The following is a 15,081-nucleotide window of genomic DNA, read 5'->3' on the forward strand; positions in this document are numbered from 1 at the left end:
GACCTCTAGGCCAGCCGGTCGGCGATCGTCGACTCGGCCAACTGCGACAGGCCTTCCCGGATGTGGCGCGCCCACATCGAGCCGATGCCCTCGACCGACTGCAGATCGCCTGCGCTGGCCGCCAGCAGGCCCTGCAGCGAGCCGAACGACCGCACCAGCAGGTCGACGTGCGCGAACTGCAGGCGCGGAATCCCGGCCATCGCGCGGTAGCCGCGTGAGCTCATCGCCGAATCCTGCGCCTCGATCGTCGACGGATAGCCGAAAACCCTTGCCAGCGTGGTGAAGTCGAGCAGCTCGTTGTCGGAGAGGCCGTCGAGTTCCTCGAGCGTGGCGCTCACCTGCGCCGCCGACGGCGGGTCGGGATTCGCGTGGTAGTCGCGCACGATCAGCTCGCGGGCGGTGTCGTTGTCGCCCACCAGCTCCTCGAGTTGCAGCTTGAGCTGACGGCCGTCAGTGCCGAGTTCGACTACATACGAGTCGATTTCGAGGCTGATGCGACGAACCATCTCGAGCCGCTGCACCACGGTCATCACGTCGCGCAACGTCACGAAGTCTTCGATCTCGGCCGTCGAGAGCTGCCTGCTGACCTCGTCGAGGCGCGTCTTGTAACGCTCGAGGGTGTCGATGGTCTGGTTGGCGCGCGACAGGATGGTCGCCGAGTCGGGGATCACGTGACGTTCGCCGGCCACGTACACGGTCACGATGCTCATCGAATGGCTCACCGAGATCACCGGATAGCCGGTCTGGATCGCGGCGCGCTCGGCGGAGCGGTGCCGGGTCCCCGATTCCTCGGTGGGGATCGACGGATCGGGGACGAGTTGCACGTTGGCCCGCAGAATGCGGCTGCCGTCGCTGGAGAGCACCACGGCGCCGTCCATCTTGGACAGCTCGCGAAGCCGCGTCGGCGCATAGCGGACGTCGAGGGAGAACCCACCGTCGCAGATCGCCTCGACGCTGTCGTCGTAGCCGACCAGGATCAGCGCGCCGGTGCGCCCGCGCAGGATGCGCTCGAGACCGTCGCGCAGCGCGGTTCCGGGCGCCAGCCGGGCAATGGTCTCGCGCAGCGTCGGCCGGGCCAACGGCACTACGGTGCGGCCCGATCTGCCGCCCGCCTTCACGGCCATCGCCCCTCCCTAGGTTCGGCCGCCATTGCACTATCTTCGCTGATCTTTGCTGATTTCGCGTAAAACCCGCAACGCCGAACCGATGTCGTCGGCGGTGATCGCGCGCAGGCCCGCAGGAACGGACGTGACGCCCGGCGGTATCACCGCCGAGGTGAAGCCGAGCCGCGCCGCCTCGGCCAGTCGACGGTCCATGCACGTGACCCGGCGCAGGTCACCCGCCAGGCCGACCTCGCCGATCGCGACCGCCTCGGCCGGCATGGGCAGGTTCATCGTCGACGACGCGATGGCCACCGCGACCGCGAGATCCGTCGATGGATCGGTCAACCGCATCCCGCCCACAGTGGACAGGTAGATGTCGCGCGTGCCCACTGCCAGGCCCGCGTGCCTGTCGAGCACCGCGGTGATCATCGCAGCGCGTGACGCGTCGATACCGCTGACCGCCCGCCGCGGAGTCCCGTTCGCGGGTGGCCCGATCAGCGCCTGCACCTCACCGATCAAGGGACGCTTACCGTCGAGAGCGACCGTGATCGCGGTGCCCGCAACGGGTTTGGGGCGTTGGTCGCGGAACAGGGCCGAAGGGTCGGCGACCCCCTCTATTCCGTTGTCGTGCAACAGGAAGCAGCCCACCTCGTCGGCGGCGCCGAACCGGTTCTTGATACCGCGGACCATCCGCAGCGACGACGCGCGATCACCTTCGAAGTGCAGGACGACATCGACCAGGTGCTCCAGTGAGCGGGGCCCCGCGATCGCGCCGTCCTTGGTGACGTGACCGACGAGGATCATCGCGACGCCCCGGGATCGGGCGGCCTTGGCGTAGGACGTCAGCGCGGTGGTGACCGCCCGCACCTGGGTGACGCCGCCGGTGACACCGTCGGCCTCGGTGCTGGACATCGTCTGCACCGAGTCGACCACCACCAGGCTGGGCTGCACTTCGTCGATGTGCCCGAGCGCCGTCGCGAGGTCCGATTCGGCGGCCAGGTAGACCTCGTCGTGGGTGCATCCGGTGCGTTCGGCCCGCATCCGGATCTGGCCTGCGGACTCCTCACCCGAGAGGTACAGCGCGCGCCTACCGGCCGCGGCCCATCGGTGCGCGACCTCCAGCAGCAGCGTCGACTTGCCGACGCCGGGGTCGCCGGCCAGCAGCGTCACCGAGCCGGGAACCAGGCCGCCGCCGAGCACCCGGTCGAATTCGGTGACACCGGTGTGGAAGTGGCGGGTGCGGCCGGGATCGATGGAGGTGATCGGCACGGCCGGGGAGGAGGGTGCGACCGAACGTCGCGCGCCCGCTCCGGCCACGGCGGAGAGGACGGCTACCTCGTCGACCGTGCCCCAGGTGCCGCACTCCGGGCAGCGACCGACCCACTTGAGGGTGATGTGGTGGCATTCGGAGCAGCGGTACTGCGAACGAGCATTGACGCCACCTTTGGCCACGCTGTGACGGTAACCGGCGCCGCCGACAGAAACCGACAGAAACTCAGTGCTGAGCCGCCGTGTCGCCGACTTCGCTCAGTGCCCGCCGCCGTGACCGCCGGCCGTGTCGCCCGCTTCGGAAGCGTCCACACGCCGCGGCGCCTCGCCCGCCGAGATCGGCACCGGCACGGTGGTTTCGCCGGCCTTCTGGAACTTGAACGTGAAGTCGTACGTCAGCCCGTTGGTGATCGGCTTGGACAACGTCACCTTCGCCTCGGCGGCTTCGGCCGCCTCGACGCTCTCCAATGGGGTGATCTGTCCGTCGGGCGCGCCGACGGTGAGCGCGCCGCCGGCCGGCAGCGTGGTGTCACCGGTCAGTGTCACCTTGCCGATGTCGGAGGTGACCGAAACCAGCTTGTCCGCCGTGTCGGGCGAGGCGTTGGACGCCTGGAAGATCAGCTCCACCTCTTTGCCCGGCTGGACGTAATCGCTCACTTGCTCGGCCCGCAGGTGCACGTTGCGCAACGCGATCGCGCCGAGGTCGGCGCTGGTGCCGTTGACGGCCGGTTCCTGCAACGTCATCTGCGAAACCTGACCGGAACTGCAGCCAACGAGTGCGACGGCGGCAGCCAGCCCACAGGCGGCCAGTTTGAAGCGGTCCACTCTTGCCTCCTGCTCGACCGTCGGGCGACCGATGCGTCCGGCCGCGGGGATTCGACTATGCACAGTAGTAGGTGCTCGCAGCGGGCGGTAGCTGAGGGCCGAGTGGGCGGGGAAAACTCTCGCCACAGCCACCCGTCAAGATCGGTAACTGCGTGTTCAGGGCTCTGCGGCGGCTACCGCCGGGGCGCCGACGAGACACCGATCAGAGCCCGGAGCCATGCATGGATTCGCCGTCGTGTCAACCCCTGGCGTTCTCCTGAGGTGCCCCTGACCTGCACCGTTGGTGCACCCCCGACTCGGCCCCGTGCTAGCATTGATGTGTGAAAGGGGCTCGAAACTGATGATTTTCAAGGTCGGAGACACCGTTGTTTATCCCCACCACGGTGCTGCGTTGATCGAAGCGATCGAAACCCGGACCATAAAAGGTGAGCAGAAGGAATACCTCGTCTTGAAGGTCGCCCAAGGCGACCTCACGGTTCGAGTGCCCGCCGAGAACGCAGAGTATGTCGGGGTGCGCGACGTCGTCGGACAGGAGGGCCTGGACAAGGTTTTCCAGGTGCTCCGCGCCCCCCATACCGAGGAGCCGACCAACTGGTCGCGGCGGTACAAGGCCAATCTCGAGAAGTTGGCTTCAGGTGACGTGAACAAGGTCGCCGAAGTCGTCCGCGACTTGTGGCGACGCGATCAGGAGCGTGGCCTGTCTGCGGGGGAGAAGCGGATGCTGGCCAAGGCGCGGCAGATCCTGGTGGGCGAGCTCGCGCTTGCCGAGAACACCGACGACGAGAAGGCCGCGACCATTCTCGACGAGGCACTCGCCGCCGCCTCCTGAAGGCTGCGTACTCGCTGATGTCGGCGGCGGGCCTGCCCCGAGTCGGGCTCGGCACCGACGTGCACCCCATCCAGGTCGGGCGGCCGTGCTGGTTGTTGTGCCTGCTGTTCGATGACGCCGACGGCTGCGCCGGCCATTCCGATGGCGATGTGGCGGCGCACGCCCTGTGCGATGCGCTTCTGTCGGCAGCCGGCCTCGGCGATCTCGGCGAAGTCTTCGGCACCGGCCGTGCCGAGTGGCGGGACGCCAGCGGCGCGGACATGTTGCGTCACGTCCGTCAGCTGGTCGCCGGGCAGGGTTTTCACATAGTCAACGCGGCCGTACAGGTCATCGGCAATCGGCCCAAGGTCGGCCCGCGGCGTGGCGAGGCGCAGGAACTTCTGTCCGGATTGCTCGACGCCCCGGTGTCGGTGAGCGCGACCACCACCGACGGGCTTGGCCTGACCGGCCGCGGCGAGGGTCTCGCCGCGATCGCGACCGCGTTGGTGGTGAAGCCCGAATAGGCCGGTAAGCTGGCCGGTCGTGAGTGGAGCGAACGGTCGGGAAGGGTGACCGAACTGCGGCTGTACGACACCATGACCGGTGCTGTACGCGATTTCGTCCCGGTCCGCCCCGGCCACGCTTCCGTTTACCTGTGTGGGGCCACCGTGCAGGGGCTGCCACACATCGGACACGTTCGCAGCGGCGTCGCATTCGACGTGCTGCGGCGCTGGCTACTGGCCAGGGGCTACGACGTCGCGTTCATTCGCAACGTCACCGACATCGACGACAAGATCCTCAACAAGGCAGCCGATGCGGGCAGGCCGTGGTGGGAGTGGGCCGCCACCTATGAGCGCGCGTTCTCGGCCGCGTACGACGCGCTCGGCGTGCTGCCACCGTCCGCCGAACCGCGCGCCACCGGTCACATCACCCAGATGGTCGAGTTGATCGAGCGGTTGATCGAACGCGGGCACGCATACGCCAGCGGCGGTGACGTGTACTTCGACGTGCTCGGCATGCCGGGCTACGGGAAGCTGTCCGGCCACCGGATCGATGACGTGCATCAGGGTGAGGGCGTCGCGACCGGCAAGCGCGACGACCGCGACTTCACGTTGTGGAAGGGCGCCAAACCCGGTGAACCGTCCTGGCCGACGCCGTGGGGCCGCGGCAGGCCGGGCTGGCACACCGAATGCGTCGCGATGTGCGAGGCGTACCTCGGCGCCGAGTTCGACATTCACGCCGGCGGGATGGATCTGGTGTTCCCGCACCACGAGAACGAGATAGCCCAGGCCGAAGCCGCCGGCGACCCGTTCGCGCGGTACTGGTTGCACAACGGCTGGGTCACCATGGGCGGCGAGAAGATGAGCAAGTCGCTGGGCAACGTGCTCGCGATTCCCGCTGTGCTGCAACGGGTCCGGGCCTCGGAACTGCGGTACTACCTGGGTAGCGCGCACTACCGGTCGATGCTCGAGTTCTCCGAGACGGCGCTGCAGGACGCGGCGAAGGCATACACGGGGATCGAGGACTTTCTGCACCGTGTGCGCAACCGCGTGGGTGCGGTGGTGCCCGGCGAATGGACGCCGAAATTCGCCGCGGCGCTCGACGACGACCTGGCGGTGCCGATCGCGCTGGCCGAGGTACACGCCGCCCGCGCCGAGGGCAATCGCGCCCTCGACGTCGGCGACCACGAGACCGCGTTGGGCCACGCGATGTCGATCCGCGCGATGATGGGCATTCTCGGCGCCGACCCACTCGACGAGCGCTGGGAATCCAAGGACGAGACGTCGGCCGCGTTGGCCGCGGTCGACGTGCTGGTGCAGGCGGAAGTGAAGCGCCGCGAGGACGCCCGGGCCCGGCGGGACTGGGCCGAGGCCGACGCGATCCGAGACCGCCTCAAGGAAGCGGGCATCGAGGTCACCGACACCGCCGACGGCCCGCAGTGGACGCTGCTCGACGGGTACACCAAGTAGATGGCGGGCAATTCTCGGCGCAGGGGGGCGGTCCGCAAGCCGGGCACCAAGAAGGGGCCGACGGTCGGGTCGGGCGGTGTGCGGCGACGGGGGCTCGAGGGTCGCGGCGCCACCCCGCCCGCGCATATGCGCCCGAATCATCCGGCCGCAAAGCGCGCGGCCAAGGCGGCAAAGTCGCAGGGGCGGCGGCAGGGCAAGAAGACCGACGACACCGAAATCGTGCTGGGCCGCAATCCGGTGCTGGAGTGCCTGCGGGCCGATGTGCCGGCCACGGCGCTGTATGTCGCGCTGGGCGCGGACGCCGACGAACGGCTCACCGAGGCCGTGCAGATCGCGGCCGATGCGGGCATCTCGATTCTCGAGGTGCCGCGCCACGATCTCGACCGGATCGCCACCAACGGCTTGCATCAGGGTGTGGCGCTTCAGGTTCCGCCCTACTCGTACGCGCACCCCGACGACTTGCTCGCGTCGGCGAGAACGGCCGGTTCGCCGGCCCTGCTGGTGGCTCTGGACAACATCTCGGATCCCCGCAACCTCGGCGCGATCGTGCGATCGGTGGCAGCATTCGGCGGCCACGGTGTATTGATCCCGCAACGCCGGTCGGCGTCGGTGACCGCGGTGGCGTGGCGCACCAGCGCAGGTGCCGCGGCGCGATTGCCGGTTGCCCGCGCGACGAATCTCACTCGCACACTGAAGAGTTGGGCCGACGCCGGCTTACAGGTTGTCGGGTTGGACGCCGGCGGGGACACCACCGTCGACGAACTCGACGGGTCGGGGCCGATCGTCGTGGTGGTCGGTTCCGAGGGCAAGGGGCTGTCGCGGCTGGTGCGGGAGACCTGTGACGCCGTGGTGTCCATCCCGATGGCGGGACCCACCGAGTCGTTGAACGCGTCGGTGGCCGCGGGCGTGGTACTCGCCGAGATCGCCCGTCAACGCCGTCCGGTCTGAGCGCGAGCAGTCGCAAAGTGCCCTATTCCGAGGGCATTTCGGAGCACTTGGCGTCTGCTCGCGGAAAACGGATCAGATCCACGGATCGGCGGGCTGCCAGAGCGTGGGCAGGTGCAGCGCGACGCCGTCCTCGTCGGCCAACCGCGACAACACCCGCATCGAAACATCAAGGTCGTCGGCGGCGTAGGGCAGTGCGCGCAGCGGTTCGTGCAGCGGACGGAAGAAGTCGTCCCAGTGGATGAGCACCACGCGGCGCGCGTGCACCGTCCGCACGGTCTCCTGCCAGTAGTCGACGAGATATCGCTCGTGTTGTAACCCGAGCTGACCGACACCGAGATACACCACGTCGGCGCGCAGCCCTGCCAGCGCGCCGGGGACGAACCCCGCGCTGCCGATCACCAGCAGGCGTCGGTCCGACGGACGGTGGTGAACCAGCGTGGACCACGCCTCGCCACATCGGTATGCCGACGCCTTGACCGGTGGGATGACCGGTCGGGCGATGACACCGGGGAACCGGTCGGGTGGACAGTGATCACCCTCGATGAGCGTGACGTCGTAGGCGCCGAGCCGGACGGCCTCCCCGGCGGTGACGACGACCAGGCGGTCCTCCGGCAGCCCGTGGCCGCGGCCCACCTGGGCAGCCGACTTTCCGCCCACGATGCTCGCACCGGTCCGTTCGGCGACCACCGCGCTGTCCATCGCGTGGTCGTAGTGAGTGTGAACCGGTAGGACGGCTTGCAACCGGTCGATGCGTAGGCGGGTCAGGCAGCCGTCGATGCGCGGTTCTGACGGCGCGAGCCGCCGCAGCGCAACTTCGCCGAGTCCGGGCCGCGAGAAGAACCCGTCGGTCAGCACGGCCGAATCGCCGTCGTCGATCAGCAGCGTCGTGACACCTGCCCAGGTCACTGTCAGCGGGGCGTCCGGCGCTGCGATTGGGACGTCGAAGTAGTTCGCATAGTCCGTCAGGTCCGGCCTGCCCAGCTTGAGGCGCATAGCGCCAACTCTAGGTGCGGTCCTCGCCGTCGAAGGACGTCGCGCCCATGTCACTCGCCAGTTCCGCGCCGGTATCGCAGGGATCCTCGTGCCAATCCCCGAACGGGTCTGGGTAGCTGGGCCATTCGCCGGGGCGCGACCATTCCTCGTCGGTCAGCAGCGCGGTGCGCAACGCATCGACGATCTCCTCCGGTTCCGCACCACACACCAGCACGGTGATCGACACGTGCCGGTCACCGAGGCGGTCGTCCCAGTCGGCCGCGGCTAGCGCCACGCGGTGCGGGTCGGCGTAGACCTGTTCCCCGGCACTCATCGCCGCCAGCCACCGACCCGCGTATTCGAACCGCATTCCGCCGCCGGCCGATTCCAGCCACATGACGTCGTCGAAGCGGTTGGCCAACCACAGCCTGCCCCGGGTGCGCACCACGCCGTCCAGCAGCACGTCGAGCGCGGCGTGCAGGCGCTCCGGATGAAACGGGCGCCGCGCAGAGAAGAGCAACAAGCCGACGTCGCCGTCGGCATCCAGGGACGGTTGGCCCGCGAGCAGTGGACCGTGAGGACTGTCGCTGCGCCCGCGCCTGCTCTCGGGCTCGAGATTGGCCAGCGCGACTTCAACCCGTCCAGCCCCGACGGTCAGGCGCGCTCGAGGGGCCAACCGCCGCAACACCTTCAGCGTCTGGGCGTGCGGTTCGCTGAGTACCAACGCGTCGGCGAACTCGGCCTGCGCCACCACCACCTGTGCCACTGTCCGGCCGTCGTCGAGGTAGTCCTCACCGACAGCCTGCTCCAGCCAGCCGCGGGCATCGACACACGTCACCACGGCGTGGATGCACACATCGCGCGCCGCCGGCCCGTCGACGTAGCCGGGGCCAACCCGCACACGGACATTCTCGATCGCCCAGCAGACCGGCTCCGGTTCCAGCCACGGCATCAGGTGCACCGCAATGCGATTCACGTCCGCACGCCGATGGAGCCGGCGCAGGAGGACGAGGAGGTCGTTGCGCACCGTGCATGCGACACAACCGCGGACCAACTCCAGCGGCCACTCTGACGTTTGCCCGCCGGTGGTCACGCTGCGCACCACCACCTGACCGTCGTAGGTGTGACGGACCACCACCGCGCCGGACGCGCCGGCCAACACCTCGGCGACACCGTCGGCATCGCCTTGACCGCAGATCAGCACCACTGGAGTGCGCACTCGACCTCCCCTGAGTTGAAAATGATTGTCATTAACGTTAGCGTACCCAGCCGAGGAGGAACATGTCCGCGCACTGTCAGGTCACCGGCCGAGCACCCGGCTTCGGCAATTCCGTATCGCATTCGCACCGGCGGAACCCGCGTCGCTGGAACCCGAACATCCAGACCAAGCGGTACTACCTCCGGTCCGAGGGCCGCCGAATCACACTGCGAGTCAGTGCCAAGGGAATCAAGGTCATCGACCGCGACGGCATCGAGGCCGTGGTCGTCCGGTTACGCAAGCAAGGGCAGAGAATCTGATGGCGCGCAACGATATCCGGCCCATCGTCAAACTGCGGTCGACGGCCGGTACCGGCTATACGTATGTCACGCGCAAGAATCGGCGCAACGACCCCGATCGCTTGGTGTTGCGCAAGTACGACCCGGTGGTCCGGCGCCACGTCGACTTTCGCGAGGAGCGCTGATGGCCACGGGAGCCGCCAACCGACTCTGGCAGTTGCGTGCGCGGTGCCGGGGATTGCCGACCGAGATCTTCTTCGCGTCAGATGCCGAGCGCGGTCAACGCCGGGTAATTCGCGAGGAACGAGCCAAGAAAGTCTGTCGCGGGTGTCCCGTGCAACGCGACTGCCTGCGGTACGCCCTGACCAATGTGGAGACCTGGGGCATCTGGGGCGCGACGACGCCGCGGGAGCGGCAGCGGCTCGCCGTATCTCGCCAGGTTGATCGGAAGAGCGCCGGCTGACCACTGTGTGGCAGGATCGATGCCGACAGGCGACCGTGACCCCGAGGAAGCCGGTGTGAATCCGGCGCGGTCCCGCCACTGTGATCGGCGCGGTCTTTCCGACGCGCCGGGAGCCAGATACTCCTCGCGGTCGCCTCCTCACCACAACTGGGGCGGATTTCCCCGGCGAGGACGGCCTCGGCATACCGAGCGCGCTTCCCGTCGCGTCCGCCCATGACGGGAGGTACGGAGAATGGCGGCGCGTCGATACCTTGCCACGGCGGCGATCTCGGCACTACTTGCCGCGGGATGCGGTACACCGGCACCACCATCGGACAACGCGGCCGGTGAAGCCTTGGCGGGATTTCCCGTCACCGTGACCAACTGCGGCATCACCACGACATATGAGCGTCCGCCGCGGCGGGCTGTCGCCCTGAATCAGCACGCGATCGAGACGATGTTGGCGCTGGGGCTGAAGGAATCCATGGTCGGGACCGCGTTCCTGGACGACCAGATCCTGCCGGAGTACAAGGATGCCTATGACTCGATTCCGGTGATCGCCGACGAGTACCCGTCGTTCGAGACGCTGCTTGCCGCCGAGCCCGACTTCGTCTACGGAGGGTGGGCAAGCGCATTCGACGACAAGGAAGGGCGCGGACGAGAGCGACTGATCGAGGTGGGCATCGACACCCATCTCAACACCGAGAACTGCACCTCCGGGCCGATGACGGCGTCCGCGGTGGACGATGAGATCCGAACGCTGGGAGAGATATTCGGTGTCAGAGAGCGAGCCGAACAGGAGATCGAACGTCAACGCCGCACCCTGCAGGACAGTCGTGATCAAATCCACGGTGTCGCGCCGATTGATGTCGCGGTCTATGACAGCGGCGAGACGACGGTGTTCACTTCCGGCGGGAAAGGTATCGGCAACCAGATTATCGAGTCGGCGGGCGGGCGGAACCTGTTCGCCGACGTGCCGAAGGTGTGGGCCGACGTGTCGTTCGAACAGTTCGCCGAGCGGGCGCCTGACGTCATCCTGATCTACGACTATGGCGACCAGTCGGTCGAGCAGAAGAAGAGGTTTCTGCTGGAGAACCCGGTGCTACAGCGAGTGCCGGCGATTCGTGACCAGCGCTTCGCGGTGCTGCCGCTGTCGTCGATCACCGCCGGTGTCCGTGTCGGGCGCGCGGTGAAATCACTTGCCGAACAGCTACACCCGGGCCGAATCGGATGACGGCGGCCATCCTGGACCGACCGGCCTCGGCGGCACCGCCGGTTCGCGGACGGCTTCCATACAGTGTCGCGCTCACGCTGCTCGTGGTGTTGCTGTTGGTGTGCATGACCGCAGGGGTCACCATCGGGTCGGTGGCGATTCCTCCGGGGCAGGTGTGGCAAATCCTGCTGCACGAACTCAATCCGGTGTTCTTGGACGCGACATGGCCGCCGACACGTGCCTCGATCGTGCTCGATGCGCGGTTGCCCAGGGTCGTGCTGGCGGCGGTGGTTGGCGCCGGCTTGGCGACATGCGGGATGGCGTTGCAGGCGGTGGTGCGCAATCCACTGGCCGACCCGATGCTGCTGGGTGTCTCGTCGGGCGCGTCGGTGGGTGCGGTCTCGGTGCTGGTGGCCGGCGTCGGAGTCGGCCTGTTGGCGCTGCCGCTGGCCGCGTTCGCGGGAGCGCTGGCCGCGCTGGTCGCCGTCTACTTCCTGGCCCGGACGGGCGGTCGGATGACGACGATGCGGTTGATACTCGCCGGGGTCGCGGTAGCCGAGGTGCTCTCGGCCGCTTCGAGTTTGCTGATCGTCACGTCCGATGACCCGCACAAGGCCCAGTCCGCGGTGCGTTGGATGCTCGGCGGTCTGGGTGGGGCGACCTGGGCGATGGTGTGGATACCGGCGATTGTTGTGGCAATCGGTGTGACGGCGCTGTTGGCGGTGACCCGGTCGCTGAACCTGTTGTACGGCGGTGAAGAGGCCGCGACAGCGCTGGGTTTGGACGTACACCGGTTCCGCGCAGCGATGTTCGTCGTGGTCGCGTTGATGGTGGGCGCGATGGTCGCTGTCAGCGGTGCGATCGGCTTCGTCGGTTTGATCATGCCGCACATCGTGCGCATGCTTGTCGGCGCCGACCACCGTCGCGCGTTGCCCGCGGCCGCGCTGCTCGGCGCCTCGTTTCTCATCGTGTGCGACATCACCGCGCGCACGGTCGCCGCGCCGGAGGAGTTGCCGGTCGGAATTCTCACCGCGCTCGTCGGTGGCCCGTACTTCCTCTGGTTGATGCGACGCAAGGCACCGGCATGACCGGCCGGATTCACATCGATGACGTCACTGTGACGGTCGGACGTAAAGCGTTGATCAGCAACGTTTCCCTGCATGTCGGCGCCGGCGAGATGGTGGGCGTCGTCGGGCCGAACGGTGCAGGCAAGACCACGCTGCTGCGCACGCTGTACCGTGCCCAGCGACCGAGGTCGGGCCGCGTGTTGATCGACGGCGAAGACGTCTGGCGGATGCCTGCCAAGCGAGCGGCACGACGGTTGGCGGCGGTACTTCAGGACACGGCTGGCGATTTCGAGCTCACCGTGTTCGACGTCGTCGCCATGGGGCGGACGCCGTACAAGCGCGCGTTCGAAGGCGACAACTTCGACGACCGTCGGATCATCGCTGAGGCGCTTGACGCCGTCGACGTATCGGCGTTGGCCCACGAGCCGTTCGACCGACTCTCGGGCGGACAGAAGCAACGTGTGTTGATCGCGCGGGCGCTCGCACAACGCACCGACACGATCGTGCTGGACGAGCCGACCAACCATCTCGATCTGCGTCACCAGCATGATGCGCTGCACCTGCTCCGGACGACGGGCGCCACCGTCATTGCCGCGCTGCACGACCTGAATCTCGCTGCGGCATACTGCGACCGGATCTGCGCCCTGGATCATGGCAGTGTCGTTGCGACCGGTACCCCGGCCGAGGTCCTGACGGTCGAAATGCTGGCGGATGTCTACGGCGTCGATACCCGGGTCGACATCGATGAGGACACCAACCTGTTGCGGGTCAACGTGACTCCGAAGGTGCAGGCCCGGTGAGGATCAGCACGGAACTCTCCGAGGTCGCACGATACGGCGGATTCTTCGCGATCGCCGTTGGGGGCGATGATCGAGGCTGGCGTCCAGTCGAAGAGTGTTATGCCGACGGCTACGCGGACCTGATCGATGCGACGTGCCGGAGGTACCGCACGACCGACCGTCGTGTCAGCGCGTCGCTTGTCCAGATGAGTCACGCGTCGAGGTTGTGGTCGCCCGTCCTCGCGTGCGCCGTCGCGCACGGCGTGGTGCCGGACCTCATCGGCTTACAGCGCGCCAATGACAGCGCGGCGCTGAGAATTTCTGTGCCCGAAGGCTCGCGGGCTGACGCGCAGTTGGCGAACGCGCTCTACCGCATCGTCGTCGAAGGGCACTTGGAGCGGCTCGCCGACGGACTGCGTGTCAAGGTCGCGCCCCCGCTGCTCTACGGCAACATCGCGTCCGCGTTGGTCGCCGCGACCCGCGCGTTGTATTCCCTCCGGCCGCAGCTCCGCGGCGACGCCACCCGCCTGGCTCGGTCGTTGTTGGAGACGGGACGCCTCGCGGGATCCGGAACGGTCAAACACAACTTGGCTTTTCGCCGCCGCAGCTGCTGCCTTTACTACCGCATCGGTGACGGGTCGAAATGTTCGGACTGTGCGCTACGACGACTCAGTTGAAGGGGCCGATCTCGACGCCCTCGGCCAGCAGCCGTTCCCGCACTGCCGTCGCGATCTGCACGGCACCCGGCGAATCACCGTGCACACAAATCGATTTGACCGCGATCGGAATCGTCGACCCGTCGACCGCGGCGACCCTGCCCGCGCTCACCATCGAGGCGACCCGGTCGGCGATCTCCGCAGTGTCATGCAGGACCGCGTTACGCTCGCGCCGCGACACCAGTTGACCGTCCGGGCGATAGGACCGGTCGGCGAAGGCCTCGGGCACTGTCTGCAGCCCGAGTTGTTCGGCTTCGCGGAAGAACGCCGAACCCGCGAGCCCGAGAACCGGCAGGGTCGCGTCGACGGCATGCACCGCCGCGGCGACCGCGTGCGCCTGGTCCCGGTTGGAGACGATCGCGTTGTACAGCGCCCCATGGGGTTTGACGTAGCTGACGGTCGACCCGGCGACTTCGGCAAGCGCTCGCAGCGCTCCGATCTGGTAGATCACCTCGGCCGTCAACTCGTCGGGCGGCACGTCGATGAAGCGACGGCCGAACCCGGCGAGATCCCGATAGCTCACCTGCGCGCCGATGCGCACGCCGCGTTCGGCCGCGGCGCGGCACGTCCGCAGCAGCAGGGCGGGATCACCGGCATGGAAGCCGCACGCCACGTTGGCACTGGTGACGGTGTCGAGCATGGCCTCGTCATCGCCGAGGTGCCACACTCCGAAGCCCTCGCCGAGGTCGGCATTGAGGTCGATCCTCATTCAACAGAGCTTAGGCGTACGCCGTGGATCAGGTGAGTTCTGTACGGCGACGCGAATCGTGCCAGGAGTTCTCCGAAACGAATTCGGCGAGGGGCCGTGCAAGCGTCCACCTCTCGATCTCGAGGGTGGGGCGCTCAGGGAACTCCGGTACTGGCCCAAGGCAGATGACGGCGACGGGTTCGGCGTCATCGGGCATATTCAGCAGCGCGCCGAGATCGCGTGGTTCGAAAATCGAGACCCAGCCCATGCCAAGGCCTTCGGCTCGGGCGGCAAGCCACATGTTCTGCAACGCACACGACACCGACGCGAGATCCATTTGGGGAAGCGTGCGACGGCCGAACACGTGTGACGCCCTACCTTCGGCGAGCGCCACCACAAACAACTCGGCGCATTCGAGAATCCCCTCCACCTTGAGTGCCAGGAACTCGTCGCCGCGGTTCCCCAGCGCCTCCGCCGTGCGCAACCGCTCCTGGTCGACCAAGCGGTGAATCTCGCGCCGCAAGTCGGTGTCCGTGATCCGGACGAACCGCCACGGCTGCATGAGTCCGACGCTCGGCGCGGTGTGAGCGGCCTCTAGGAGCCTGGCAAGCATGTCCTCGGGCACCGTTGCACCCGTGACGAAGCGGCGCATATCGCGTCGCTCGGTGATCGCCCGGTAGACGGCCCGCCGCTCGGCGGGGGTGAAGGCATGCTCTGTCACGCGGTCAGCCTAGGCGGAGTCACCGCTACACCAGATAAGGGACGCAAGATGTTTCGACTCAGA

18 protein-coding genes and 1 riboswitch are annotated in these 15,081 nt (G+C 67.7%); of the genes, 11 read left to right on the forward strand and 7 right to left on the reverse strand.

The genetic code is table 11. From position 1 onward, the window contains the following. Window positions 1-5 precede the first annotated feature (5 nt). The 3 genes from disA to AU187_RS24050 form a co-directional block, all read right to left on the reverse strand. Window positions 6-1,124, reverse strand: a complete 1,119-nt coding sequence (gene disA / locus AU187_RS24040; RefSeq protein WP_059101666.1) for a DNA integrity scanning diadenylate cyclase DisA — start codon at window positions 1,122-1,124, stop codon at window positions 6-8. A gap of 30 nt (window positions 1,125-1,154) precedes the next feature. Then, on the reverse strand, window positions 1,155-2,555 hold the full coding sequence (gene radA / locus AU187_RS24045) for a DNA repair protein RadA (RefSeq protein ID WP_059101665.1): 1,401 nt from the start codon (window positions 2,553-2,555) through the stop codon (window positions 1,155-1,157). Between the two features lie 75 nt (window positions 2,556-2,630). After that, on the reverse strand, window positions 2,631-3,197 hold the full coding sequence (locus tag AU187_RS24050) for a copper chaperone PCu(A)C domain-containing protein (protein WP_059101664.1): 567 nt from the start codon (window positions 3,195-3,197) through the stop codon (window positions 2,631-2,633). 340 nt (window positions 3,198-3,537) lie between these two features. Between AU187_RS24050 and carD the strand changes: the two genes are divergently transcribed. The 4 genes from carD to rlmB are packed head-to-tail and all read left to right on the forward strand — an operon-like array spanning window position 3,538 to window position 6,923. After that, window positions 3,538-4,026 carry an RNA polymerase-binding transcription factor CarD gene (carD, locus tag AU187_RS24055; RefSeq protein ID WP_003888533.1) on the forward strand — a complete coding sequence of 163 codons (489 nt, stop codon included), beginning with the start codon at window positions 3,538-3,540 and terminating at the stop codon, window positions 4,024-4,026. Window positions 4,027-4,043: 17 nt separating this feature from the next. After that, window positions 4,044-4,529 carry a 2-C-methyl-D-erythritol 2,4-cyclodiphosphate synthase gene (ispF, locus tag AU187_RS24060; RefSeq protein WP_059101663.1) on the forward strand — a complete coding sequence of 162 codons (486 nt, stop codon included), beginning with the start codon at window positions 4,044-4,046 and terminating at the stop codon, window positions 4,527-4,529. A gap of 45 nt (window positions 4,530-4,574) precedes the next feature. Continuing rightward, a complete protein-coding gene (gene cysS, locus AU187_RS24065) occupies window positions 4,575-5,975 on the forward strand; it encodes a cysteine--tRNA ligase (protein ID WP_059167445.1) in 1,401 nt (466 codons plus the stop codon). Further along, on the forward strand, window positions 5,976-6,923 hold the full coding sequence (gene rlmB / locus AU187_RS24070; protein WP_059101661.1) for a 23S rRNA (guanosine(2251)-2'-O)-methyltransferase RlmB: 948 nt from the start codon (window positions 5,976-5,978) through the stop codon (window positions 6,921-6,923). A gap of 72 nt (window positions 6,924-6,995) precedes the next feature. Here rlmB and AU187_RS24075 read toward each other — a convergent pair whose 3' ends face one another. Next, a complete protein-coding gene (locus AU187_RS24075) occupies window positions 6,996-7,916 on the reverse strand; it encodes an MBL fold metallo-hydrolase (RefSeq protein ID WP_059101660.1) in 921 nt (306 codons plus the stop codon). A 10-nt stretch (window positions 7,917-7,926) separates the two neighbouring features. Further along, complete coding sequence (gene mrf, locus AU187_RS24080; protein WP_059101659.1) at window positions 7,927-9,114, reverse strand: ribosome hibernation factor-recruiting GTPase MRF; 1,188 nt, start codon at window positions 9,112-9,114, stop codon at window positions 7,927-7,929. 62 nt (window positions 9,115-9,176) lie between these two features. Between mrf and rpmB the strand changes: the two genes are divergently transcribed. From rpmB to AU187_RS24115, 7 genes are all read left to right on the forward strand, one after another. After that, entirely contained in the window at window positions 9,177-9,413 is a 237-nt protein-coding gene (gene rpmB / locus AU187_RS24085; protein ID WP_059101658.1) for a 50S ribosomal protein L28, read from the forward strand. Then, window positions 9,413-9,577 (forward strand): 50S ribosomal protein L33, encoded by a 165-nt coding sequence (rpmG, locus tag AU187_RS24090; RefSeq protein WP_059101657.1) that lies wholly within the window; start codon window positions 9,413-9,415, stop codon window positions 9,575-9,577. Before rpmB ends, rpmG begins: the two co-directional genes overlap by 1 nt. Continuing rightward, complete coding sequence (locus AU187_RS24095) at window positions 9,577-9,855, forward strand: WhiB family transcriptional regulator (protein ID WP_059101656.1); 279 nt, start codon at window positions 9,577-9,579, stop codon at window positions 9,853-9,855. Before rpmG ends, AU187_RS24095 begins: the two co-directional genes overlap by 1 nt. Window positions 9,856-9,874: 19 nt before the next feature. Further along, window positions 9,875-9,998, forward strand: a riboswitch (cobalamin riboswitch). An 89-nt stretch (window positions 9,999-10,087) separates the two neighbouring features. Next, a complete protein-coding gene (locus tag AU187_RS24100) occupies window positions 10,088-11,068 on the forward strand; it encodes an ABC transporter substrate-binding protein (RefSeq protein WP_059101655.1) in 981 nt (326 codons plus the stop codon). Beyond that, complete coding sequence (locus AU187_RS24105; RefSeq protein ID WP_059101654.1) at window positions 11,065-12,135, forward strand: FecCD family ABC transporter permease; 1,071 nt, start codon at window positions 11,065-11,067, stop codon at window positions 12,133-12,135. The genes AU187_RS24100 and AU187_RS24105 overlap by 4 nt, the downstream gene beginning before the upstream one ends. After that, a complete protein-coding gene (locus AU187_RS24110; RefSeq protein WP_059101653.1) occupies window positions 12,132-12,914 on the forward strand; it encodes an ABC transporter ATP-binding protein in 783 nt (260 codons plus the stop codon). The genes AU187_RS24105 and AU187_RS24110 overlap by 4 nt, the downstream gene beginning before the upstream one ends. Further along, entirely contained in the window at window positions 12,911-13,570 is a 660-nt protein-coding gene (locus tag AU187_RS24115; protein ID WP_059101652.1) for a (2Fe-2S)-binding protein, read from the forward strand. The genes AU187_RS24110 and AU187_RS24115 overlap by 4 nt, the downstream gene beginning before the upstream one ends. Here the strand turns inward: AU187_RS24115 and AU187_RS24120 are convergent. Together AU187_RS24120 and bluB are read right to left on the reverse strand one after the other, a co-directional pair. Next, window positions 13,563-14,318 carry a LamB/YcsF family protein gene (locus AU187_RS24120; RefSeq protein WP_059101651.1) on the reverse strand — a complete coding sequence of 252 codons (756 nt, stop codon included), beginning with the start codon at window positions 14,316-14,318 and terminating at the stop codon, window positions 13,563-13,565. The genes AU187_RS24115 and AU187_RS24120 overlap by 8 nt on opposite strands. A gap of 28 nt (window positions 14,319-14,346) precedes the next feature. Next, window positions 14,347-15,018 carry a 5,6-dimethylbenzimidazole synthase gene (bluB, locus tag AU187_RS24125; RefSeq protein WP_059101650.1) on the reverse strand — a complete coding sequence of 224 codons (672 nt, stop codon included), beginning with the start codon at window positions 15,016-15,018 and terminating at the stop codon, window positions 14,347-14,349. Window positions 15,019-15,081: the final 63 nt, after the last annotated feature.

The organism is Mycobacterium sp. IS-1556 (genome assembly GCF_001499985.1).
In the GTDB taxonomy this organism is placed as follows: domain Bacteria; phylum Actinomycetota; class Actinomycetes; order Mycobacteriales; family Mycobacteriaceae; genus Mycobacterium.

What these genes read in the sequence shown, in the direction of transcription:
- disA (WP_059101666.1), bottom strand. Translation starts at nt 1,124, where the DNA reads ATGGCCGTGAAGGCGGGCGGCAGATCGGGCCGCACCGTAGTGCCGTTG.
- carD (WP_003888533.1), top strand. Translation starts at nt 3,538, where the DNA reads ATGATTTTCAAGGTCGGAGACACCGTTGTTTATCCCCACCACGGTGCT.
- ispF (WP_059101663.1), top strand. Translation starts at nt 4,044, where the DNA reads ATGTCGGCGGCGGGCCTGCCCCGAGTCGGGCTCGGCACCGACGTGCAC.
- rlmB (WP_059101661.1), top strand. Translation starts at nt 5,976, where the DNA reads ATGGCGGGCAATTCTCGGCGCAGGGGGGCGGTCCGCAAGCCGGGCACC.
- AU187_RS24075 (WP_059101660.1), bottom strand. Translation starts at nt 7,916, where the DNA reads ATGCGCCTCAAGCTGGGCAGGCCGGACCTGACGGACTATGCGAACTAC.
- rpmB (WP_059101658.1), top strand. Translation starts at nt 9,177, where the DNA reads ATGTCCGCGCACTGTCAGGTCACCGGCCGAGCACCCGGCTTCGGCAAT.
- rpmG (WP_059101657.1), top strand. Translation starts at nt 9,413, where the DNA reads ATGGCGCGCAACGATATCCGGCCCATCGTCAAACTGCGGTCGACGGCC.
- AU187_RS24095 (WP_059101656.1), top strand. Translation starts at nt 9,577, where the DNA reads ATGGCCACGGGAGCCGCCAACCGACTCTGGCAGTTGCGTGCGCGGTGC.
- AU187_RS24100 (WP_059101655.1), top strand. Translation starts at nt 10,088, where the DNA reads ATGGCGGCGCGTCGATACCTTGCCACGGCGGCGATCTCGGCACTACTT.
- AU187_RS24105 (WP_059101654.1), top strand. Translation starts at nt 11,065, where the DNA reads ATGACGGCGGCCATCCTGGACCGACCGGCCTCGGCGGCACCGCCGGTT.
- AU187_RS24110 (WP_059101653.1), top strand. Translation starts at nt 12,132, where the DNA reads ATGACCGGCCGGATTCACATCGATGACGTCACTGTGACGGTCGGACGT.
- AU187_RS24120 (WP_059101651.1), bottom strand. Translation starts at nt 14,318, where the DNA reads ATGAGGATCGACCTCAATGCCGACCTCGGCGAGGGCTTCGGAGTGTGG.